This window comes from Leptospira weilii serovar Ranarum str. ICFT (genome assembly GCF_000332415.1).
GTDB classification, from domain to species: domain Bacteria; phylum Spirochaetota; class Leptospiria; order Leptospirales; family Leptospiraceae; genus Leptospira; species Leptospira weilii_A.
The window spans coordinates 1-9,053 of record NZ_AOHC02000047.1 but is presented as its reverse complement, the minus strand read 5'-3'; the positions used below and the strand labels follow the sequence as shown (position 1 = coordinate 9,053).

The following is a 9,053-nucleotide window of genomic DNA, read 5'->3' as shown; positions in this document are numbered from 1 at the left end:
CAGAAGTTTCTCTGGATGCTTTTGTCCGTAAATGTTTTTTGGTGATCTCAGTCAGACCGGCTTGAGTGAATAAACTGTGAAGCCGATTCTTTCCTTGCGTTAGTTGTCTTGTCCAATTCTCATGCTCGGTACACAATCGACGATTGTCTTCCTCTTCGTCCGGAGAAACTCAACACAACGCATCCCTATGGGTCGCGTTGTGGGAATTGGAACAACCGGTAATTCTTCCTTTGGATAACGTTGAATGAGTTTAGCTATCTTAAGAGAATCTTCTTTATCAGTCTTTTTCAAAGATTGATAAATTGTTGCTAAGTCTCCGGGATTCAAAACAATTACTTGAACTCCTTTGTTTAGTATTGATTTTGCAATTCTAAAAGATTGAGATCCTGCTTCCAGGCCTACGATATCGTTCGACGTTAACCATTTTAATAAATTGTTAATTCCGCTTTCCGTTGTGCTGAATTGTCGACGTTCGAGCGAGTTCTCCGAATTGATTCGAACTACCTCTAAACTTTTTTTACCACAATCAATTCCTACATACTTGACTTCTTGACTGTTCATTTCTTTTCTCCTAAAATGACAGAGGCGGAAGGTCTTAACAAAGCCGGGTGATATCACCAGCACTCCTATTCGCGGTCGACTTTGTTTAAGCCGCCACACTTTGGTTTGCGGTGGCCGATTTAGATTCATCTATGGGTCGGGGTCTAAACCCCAAGGGAGCGATCAATCTGCCACCGGCCTTCTTGACTCCGTCGAATCAAGAATATCACACTTCGAACTGCCTTACGTCCAAGAATCATACTAATCTAAGGGTCGCAGCACCAGGGAGAAATATTGAGTTTAATTCCGAAGGAATTGGAACATTATGTTGCGACCGCAGGAGCAACACTTTAGTTCAAGCGAACAACTCAGCGTCTCGCTTCTACGGTCGCTCGGGAAACTCAAAACGTTGCTGCCTGCTATCGCAACGTTAGGTCGCGAGCCCATTTTAGCTATGAAATTCGCGAGCTGCGGAGCGACCCAGGAAACGCCTTCCTATGGGTCGGCGTTCAGGGAGCGAACGCACTCAAGTTTCTTATTCGCCCAAGATTTCAACCGTCGAACTCACGTTAATTAGATACAGATTTTTAAACTCCGCATAATACGGAGATTAAACTTTGTTGAATCACAGTTAATAATAAAAAAAAAAGGATAACATGAAAGAAAAAATAATAAAAATGGCCGTTTGGGTCATTGCAATCACAATGGTATCCTTCTGTAAGGTTACCGTTCGCGATTTGCAGGATGTCAATAGTTCTAAAGCGCCTCAACTTGTTTCTCAAGTTGTAGTAAAACTTGAAAATCCGGAGGAATTAAAACAACATCTTTTGGGAACTTGGGTTCTCGAACTTGCTCTAAACGGAGAGAAAGTAATCAGCACGGGTATTTTTGGCGGACTCGAACCGGAAAAGGAATACGTAGCAAACGTACCTTCCGGTCCCTATGATTTAAAAGTAAATCTTCGTGGTGATTTTGTTCGTCCCTTTCGTGGAAGAGTTTGGCCGACGCTTGAAAAAGGGGATTATTTTGGGAAAAAAGAATTTATACGCCAGGTTGATTTGCAACCGAACAAAAAGTATATCGTAATTATTAAAAAGGCAAATGACATTGAGATAGATGCGTTATATACGATCATTACTTTCTGGCAAATATTCTTTTATCCAGTCGGATATTGGCCGATTAAAGGAATGGTAGTTGAATTGGATATAAAAGAAGCTGCCGTTCAGAATCCACAGCCAAGGTAGAAAGTCGAGACCCTCCCGAACGCCAACCTCAAAATCGGGAGAGTTTCGAGAAACAAAGCACAAAACAAAAAAAGAAATTACTTAAAAAAATAGGAATATAACGGATTTTAAATCCGCAAAATATTTAAAAATTCGAATGAGACGTTTGAATTTTCGTATTTTGAGTATCTAGTCGTCCCTGAAAAAGACTCAGAATAGCGAATAACGCAAATAAAATGGTTTGCAAGAGGGAAATGTCAAAAACAAAATCACCGTAAAGAATCTATAAACCACGTAAAAGCCGGTGAAAATGAAACCAGAAGTAAGCTCAAAACAACGGAATCAAGGTGAACTATTTCGCAACAGATTAGACCAGATCCTGGATCATAGACACCCGTTGTATCAAATCTCGAATAAGATAGACTGGGAAAAGTTTGAGAAAGAATTCGGAAAATACTACACAGAGAAAATCGGTCGTCCCGGCTTACGAATCCGTTTGTTAGCGGGACTTCACTATTTGAAACACGCGTATAACGTGTCTGATGAGAAGGTAGTAGAAGGTTATTTAGAAAATCCGTATTGGCAACATTTCAAGTGGTTAGGGTTTAGTGCTTAGATGTTAGTTATATTTTCGTAATAGAGTGATTTCGGTTTAAACAAAGTAAAATCTCTCTAACTCTGTGAATTTACTAACCACTAATTCCTAACCAACTACCCACTTGAAACATGATTTCCCTTGTGATCCAACGAGTTTAGTAAAGTGGCGAAAATGGATTGGTTCGGATGGAGTAGAGAAATTTTTAGAAGAGACGATCTTATTAGGCCAACGAGAAGGCCAGATCAAAGAACCAGAGTTTAGAAGAGTGAATGTAGATACGACCGTGCAGGAAAAAGCGATCACTTTTCCAACGGACGCAAAGCTGTATCATAAGAACCTGTCCTCACCAGTTTTTTTCGTATGAAAAACCTACTACTTCATTTAAAGACAATCCTAAGTTTGTTAGGTGAGGGACAGAACCTTGCAGCTTAATTTTTCTAATAAATTAGATCTGAGTTTTGATACACGCTGTAGAATGCGACAAGTTTTAGTAAAAGAAGCACCAAAGGAAAATATTCAATTAAGACAAAGTTATAAGAACCTGCCCCCGCCAGTTTCTTCGGTAAGAAAACCGGGAGGGCAGAACCTTGCAGCTTGATCTTTTTGTAAATTAAGATTAAGAGTTTGTCCCAAAACCGTCCGATTTTATCGGAATGGCCGCAAATCTCTGCGATTGTTTTTAAGTTTTGGGACAAGCTCTAAGTTTTTAGATACGCTGTAAACGAAAAGGTAAATTAGCATTCATTAAACGAGGACGTTATTTTCATGCAAAACAAAATAAACGGGCTCACAAGGAAACAAAACGCTTAAAAACGTATTTGGACTGCGTAAAACGGGATATAGAGCGAAAAGTAGAAAATCCTAATATACGACTTAAATCTCTTTTAGAAATCTCGGAACGAATCTTAACACAAAGTAAAAATAGCAAAAATAAAATCTATAGCATTCATGCTCCGGAAGTGGAATGTATTTCTAAAGGTAAATCTCATAAGAGATATGAGTTTGGTTGTAAAGTGAGTTTAGTTACCACGAGTAAATCCAATTGGGTTGTTGGAGTTCAAGCCTTGCATAACAACCCGTATGACGGTCATACTTTGAAGGATGCCATCAATCAGATGGAAAAGATTGTCGGTCTTCGACCGAAAGAAGTCTATGTGGACGTCTCAAAATTTCGAAGACTCGGTTTGAATTTAAGTAAGGGTTCCCATAAAAATGTCCTTTTTTAACAGATCTAAACGTTTTTCGAAGGATCTTTATGAGCTCAACCATTCTTGAAACTAAAGCGCCTCGCTTCTATTGGCGCTCGACGGGTTACAAAGGTAAAGATCATCATCCTGAGGATGTTCAAGTTCATCTTTCCAATAAAAGCAGAAAGAAAATGTCTCGTTGGGAAAGGATGTGGATTAATAGAAGATCTGCCATTGAACCGGTTATTTCTTATCTGAAACACGATCACAATATGATTCGGAATTTTCTCAAAGGTAAAGAAGGCGATCGTATCGATGCCATCTTATCCGCTGCTGGGTTTAATTTCTCTAAGCTCATTCGAGCTTTTTTTTGTTATTTCGAAAATCTTATTTCTTCATCGTTTTTATTTTCAATTTGAGTCTTGTGCCTTTTCATTTCCTCAAAATCTCAATTTTTCAGGGACAACTACGTACGATAACAACAAGAGTTACGCGATGAATATTAGAGTTGTTGAAAAATTCAACGGTCGCGATTAACAAAACTGCTTCAATCGGCCATTTCAATGAAACAGAAACAAATGGAGAATTAATTTTTCAACCACTCTATTGTTTTTGGAAATGGTGTACTTGGATCCAGCGATAAATCCAGGCTCGATGTGTTACAAACTGAACTGTCGTATTAAGTTGAGTCAAGTAGTCGATCGAAAATGCGCGGCGCTGTTTGAAACAACCCGCGCTTAGAAACGATCCATTAAATCTTCAGTCGTTCGAAGCGGGTTGTCCGTTATCGTTGAAGAGGGCGAGCTTAGAGTTGATAGCCTATTTCCGGTGTTAAAGGAATTGCACTCTTCGCAAAATTTCCGATTCCTCTGCCGATTTCCCTTCCTCTTTCATCCCAAAGGGAAGCCTCCGCGATAATCTGGTGTATTGCGTTTTGAACCACCAAACCCTTTGCGAGTAGAATTCCGGATTGAATCGGTCTAAGTAAAGTGATATTGAACGTAGAAGTAAGAACGAAACTTCCTTTTACCAAAGAATTGGCGGCAAAGAATGCAGCGTCATCGGCCGCTTTAAAATAGACAACGCCGTGAGTCGCACCGGCTGCGTGAAAAAAATCCTCTCGGATCTTGATTCTAAGTTCGGACGAACCCTTTGCGATGCTGAGTTTCGGTCTAAAGTATTCGTTCACGGGCGCTCCGTGATACATGTTCTCTAGTTTACGATAATGTTCTTCTATGTTTTGTGCAATGGCCTCGGACATGAACGCATCCTTCCCTCATTCTTCTTTCGATCCTTTTAGTTTCATATCAAACCAAAAGAGAACAAGTTATATACAATTCTCCGAAAGTCTCTCTTGCAATGATTTTTTCGATCCGATCCGCCGCGGAAAAGTGCGGAATCCTCACCCGGAAAAAAAAAGAAACAACGGCAAATCACAATCCGAGAGGATTTTAAACGATCCTCTTTATACGCAGAAGATTCGTTCGCAGGTGTGTGAAACTCTTCTCAAAGAGAGCAAAAGCTGGATTGTCAGCTCCTTCTGCTTTCGTTCATATTATAAACCGTAGGATAAAGCCTGAAATTCAGACTAAAATCGCTTGTTGAATCGGGTATGAAGCATTTGCGAAGAATTGATATCCTGATCTTGATCGTTTTCATCTGCGCTTGCAATCCGAAAAAAGAGGGTGCCGAAGATCGACTCGGAATTCTTACCTTAATCGGTCTTGCGGCAGTAACGGCAGTAAACCCATCCTCCGGCTTTACGTCCGCCCGTCTTGAAGTCGTCTCCGAAATTCAATTTCCATTCTACGCGCCTTATTCGCTGGCGGTAGATAGCTCGGATAACGTATATGTTTCGGAGAGCGCCGATTATACGGATACCTTCGGTTTGTATTTGTACAATTACAATCGTTATCCTGCCGATCCGGGAAACATCGGGAACCGAATCCGCAAATTCGATTCTTCGGGAAATTATCTAGGCTGGATCGGAATGGGCGGCAACGACGGGACCTCCCGCTTTCACGGTGCCAATGAACCGGATGTCGTTTTAAACGGAATTGAGCCGGGACGTTTTCAAAAAATACGGGGAATGAAATTCGATTCGGAAGGAACGTTATACGTCATTGATCAAAATCGGATTCATCGTTTTGCTCCGAACACGCAAACATTCTCGGGTTGGGCCGGTCATACTTGTAAGACCGCGGCTTGTCAAAATGCTCAAACGTTATACACGCAAAAGATTGCGCAGGAAAATCAAATCACAGTCGACTGCGAAGCGTCTTTGGATTGGACCAAAACGGACGACCAGATCGAAGCCGATTTGCAAAATTGTCTGGACGCTTCCAATATGAGTACCGTCAACAACGAACGCGCCGCGGCGAGAGACGGTATCATTGCGAATGTTTCTTCCGGTTGGAATCTCAACGAACCTTTTAACAGTTGGGGGTTGTATTCCTCCACCCGATTGGATTCCATTGATAACGCTTCGGGTCTCGCGATTCGAAACGGTCAACTCTGGATCGGATATTATCGGCACTCGTATGACATCTTTTATATCGCCGGAACATGGGGCTCTGATGTTCAACCGAGTACAAGGATAAACGCGTTCGATACGAACACAGGTGGTAACATCGGTTGGTTGGGAGGAGCGACTCGGAACGGACAAACTCAAAAAGGTTTTTTTCAAGCTCCTTCTCTTGCGACGGGAACCCGTCCTTTAGGAACCTCGTATCATACAAATTCACCGGGGCTATTCAACGCGCCTCGTAGCCTGGTTTGGCACAACGATCTTCTTTACGTCGCGGACAATACCAGTGATCCGGTCGTCAGCGTTTTTACTTCGCAGGGAGACCTAGTCAAATCGCAGTATCACGACTCGGGAGCAAAACCGTTCGCAATCACGGTCGCTCCGAACGGAATCATCTTTACTTCGAATATGTATACAGGTGAAATCGAGCTTTTCGATCCGAACTTCCGCAAAATCGGCGGATGGCAAGCCGAATCCCCTTCCGATCCGAATCGATGGTATCCGATTGCAGCGGCGGATTTTGCCTGGGACTCGAAAGGGTTTCTTTATATCAGCACGACCACCAAGAATAAGGTTTATAAAATGAGGTTGATCGCGGAGTGATCGCACTCACTAAGAACGATACCGATCGTGAAATCGAAGAAGGTTTGATTTCATAAACAAAGAACGCGTTCCGAAAAAATCCGCGTATGAGTTCCCGCATTTTAGGATTCAGGACGGATTTGTTTTAGTTTTCATTGTCACTCGTCCGTTTCCTTGATGAATTTCGTTTTAACCGACGGTTTAACCGTTCCCGAAATTTGCTAGGAGTCGTTCCCTTTTCCTCCTTAAAGGCTCTTAAAAACTCGTCTTGGAATTAAAACCGGCGTCCAAACCGATCCTCAAAATCGGAAGGCCCGTTTCTTTGAGAAGTTTTTCGGCTTCCGCGATTTTAAACTCTCTGCAAAGTTCCAAGAATCCCTTTCCGAAATGTCTGCCGATTATCTGGGAAGCCGCGTACACCGAAATCCCGAGCGTTTTTGCAAGAATGCACAAATCAAATTCCGAATCCAAATACGTCTTTTGTTTATTCATCATTTGGAATATTCTATTTCCGTGTTCTTTTACCGCTTCGTCGCTTAGATAGGCCTTTTTGTATTTCGTTCCCTCTTTTTCGTCGGAAGGTTCGTTCACGTTTTCGGAATAAACCCGAAACCAGGCGAATACGATCACCCACACGGCCAACGCTGCGTTGGACATCGTTTCGGATCGAAGTCCGGGTCCGAGCATAAAAACCAAAACCGAAACCGCGAGAAGCAATACGCAGATCGCGACGAATCTTCTAAACACGATCAGTTCGCGGAACGTCGCGGAAGAAAATTCTTCCCTTAAAATTCCCAGGCGATAATAAACCCTCGAAAAAACCGACAAGTTGAACAACAATGTGATCGCACCGATCGCCACACATTCCGCGTACGGAGAATGCCTGTCTTCCAAAACGTAGTTCCACTTTTCATCCCAACTCATAGCGTAGTGAGGCAGCGAAAACAGATAGATTCCGACGGGAACCGAAAAGAATACGAAAACCCAGATTTTTCTTTCCTTTGGATATCCGAAGTATTTCTGAAGAGCGATGGAAAAAAGAGGAGCCGCCAATGCGCCGAGCGGATGTCCGATCCTCGATAAATGCGGGAACTCCAGCACAAACCCGGTTTGAAAGGCCAATCCCAAGGATAAAAGGATCGACAAAAGCGCAAACGCCCATCGGAGCGAAGAAGAATTCCTACCGCATCGACTTGAACGGAAAAAGAAAAACGAAAGCAAAACGCACTGCATCAGCCCGCCCGCTATCACAAAAGAACTCCAATCAAAGCGGGTCAAAAAATTCTCCCTAAAAACGGGTTCCATCCCATGGGGCGGGACGACCGTGCCTTCGATCTGCGGTATCGTAGATTTGTTCGGAGGAACTCTATCTTTCGCAAGCCCTCGGCATCCGATCGGATCTTCCCGTCAGCGGCAACGGCGCGGAGAATTGGGTGCCTCCGATTTCACAAAACGAAAACTTTATGGATACGACGCTTCGCAAAGCGATAGAAGCAGAATTTTTATACGGCGCTAAATAACGTGAGTTCGGCGGTTGGAGAAAAAAGAGTAAAAAACTTGTACTCAAAAGCGCCAGATCGCATATTAAACCGAATCTTCAGCAAAAAGAGGGTAAAATATGGATCTGACAACAATATATTGTGCAATCGATGATTTTTGTACACACCAAAAAATAAACCGGTACGGAAAAAAATTGAGTTCTGTTGTTCGAAAAAGAAATCGTAAATTACAGCTCAGCCTTAAGTGAAGTAGCAACGATCGTAGTTTACTTTCATCTTTCTCATTACAGAGAATTTAAGAATTTTTATTTGATAGAAATAAAAAAGAATATGAAATCCGAATTTCCAAAAGCAGTAAGTTACAATCGTTTTGTTGAATTGATGCCCAATGCGTTAGGCGTCATAGCTTCGTTTCTATCGAATTCTTGCCTGGAAAAATGTTCCGGAATTTCATTCATCGATTCTACGATTCTCAAAGTATGTGACAATCGAAGAATTCATTCTCATAAGAACCTGTCCGGTCCCAGTCTTCTTACGGAAGAAAACTGGAACCGGACAGAACCTTGCAGCTTGATCATTTGGTAAAGTAAAATGAAGTTTTAGAACACGCTGTAAAGTATTTAAAAATATTGCACAGCGAGGAAAATCGAGCACAGGCTGGTTCTATGGCTTTAAATTGCATTTAATCGTAAATGATCGCGGTGAATTATTATCATTTATGTTTACTCCTGGAAATGTCGACGACAGAAACTCCAAAGTAATTTTCCCACTTTCTAAAAATATTTTCGGTAAACTTTTCGGAGATAGAGGTTACATTAGCCAATCTCTTTTTGAAAGTCTTTATGAAAAAGGAATTCAACTCATTACAAAATTAAAAAAGAATATGAAGAATAAATT

At 41.8% G+C, this 9,053-nt stretch carries 4 protein-coding genes and 5 pseudogenes; 6 read left to right on the top strand and 3 right to left on the bottom strand.

The annotated features are described in order from the left end of the window. Positions 1–561, bottom strand: a pseudogene (locus LEP1GSC060_RS15790) (IS110 family transposase); the annotation flags it as partial. 635 nt (positions 562–1,196) lie between these two features. Between LEP1GSC060_RS15790 and LEP1GSC060_RS15785 the strand changes: the two are divergent. The 4 genes and pseudogenes from LEP1GSC060_RS15785 to LEP1GSC060_RS21055 all read left to right on the top strand — a co-directional run. Beyond that, complete coding sequence (locus tag LEP1GSC060_RS15785) at positions 1,197–1,784, top strand: hypothetical protein (RefSeq protein WP_003007859.1); 588 nt, start codon at positions 1,197–1,199, stop codon at positions 1,782–1,784. A gap of 289 nt (positions 1,785–2,073) precedes the next feature. After that, positions 2,074–2,349 (top strand): annotated as a pseudogene (locus LEP1GSC060_RS15780) (transposase); the annotation flags it as partial. A 127-nt stretch (positions 2,350–2,476) separates the two neighbouring features. Then, positions 2,477–2,695: pseudogene (locus tag LEP1GSC060_RS20140) on the top strand (IS5/IS1182 family transposase); the annotation flags it as partial. Positions 2,696–3,080: 385 nt separating this feature from the next. Then, positions 3,081–3,967 (top strand): annotated as a pseudogene (locus tag LEP1GSC060_RS21055) (transposase); the annotation flags it as partial. A gap of 386 nt (positions 3,968–4,353) precedes the next feature. On the opposite strand, the gene LEP1GSC060_RS15755 reads toward LEP1GSC060_RS21055, so the two are convergent. Next, a complete protein-coding gene (locus LEP1GSC060_RS15755) occupies positions 4,354–4,809 on the bottom strand; it encodes a PaaI family thioesterase (protein ID WP_003007857.1) in 456 nt (151 codons plus the stop codon). Positions 4,810–5,160: 351 nt separating this feature from the next. Between LEP1GSC060_RS15755 and LEP1GSC060_RS15750 the strand changes: the two genes are divergently transcribed. Further along, a complete protein-coding gene (locus tag LEP1GSC060_RS15750) occupies positions 5,161–6,678 on the top strand; it encodes an NHL repeat-containing protein (protein WP_155119708.1) in 1,518 nt (505 codons plus the stop codon). 234 nt (positions 6,679–6,912) lie between these two features. Here the strand turns inward: LEP1GSC060_RS15750 and LEP1GSC060_RS15745 are convergent, their stop codons facing one another. Then, on the bottom strand, positions 6,913–7,935 hold the full coding sequence (locus LEP1GSC060_RS15745; RefSeq protein ID WP_196221662.1) for a helix-turn-helix domain-containing protein: 1,023 nt from the start codon (positions 7,933–7,935) through the stop codon (positions 6,913–6,915). 340 nt (positions 7,936–8,275) lie between these two features. On the opposite strand from LEP1GSC060_RS15745, the pseudogene LEP1GSC060_RS21050 reads away from it, so the two are divergent. Next, positions 8,276–9,053: pseudogene (locus LEP1GSC060_RS21050) on the top strand (transposase); the annotation flags it as partial.

What these genes read in the sequence shown, in the direction of transcription:
- LEP1GSC060_RS15785 (WP_003007859.1), top strand. Translation starts at nt 1,197, where the DNA reads ATGAAAGAAAAAATAATAAAAATGGCCGTTTGGGTCATTGCAATCACA.
- LEP1GSC060_RS15755 (WP_003007857.1), bottom strand. Translation starts at nt 4,809, where the DNA reads ATGTCCGAGGCCATTGCACAAAACATAGAAGAACATTATCGTAAACTA.
- LEP1GSC060_RS15750 (WP_155119708.1), top strand. Translation starts at nt 5,161, where the DNA reads ATGAAGCATTTGCGAAGAATTGATATCCTGATCTTGATCGTTTTCATC.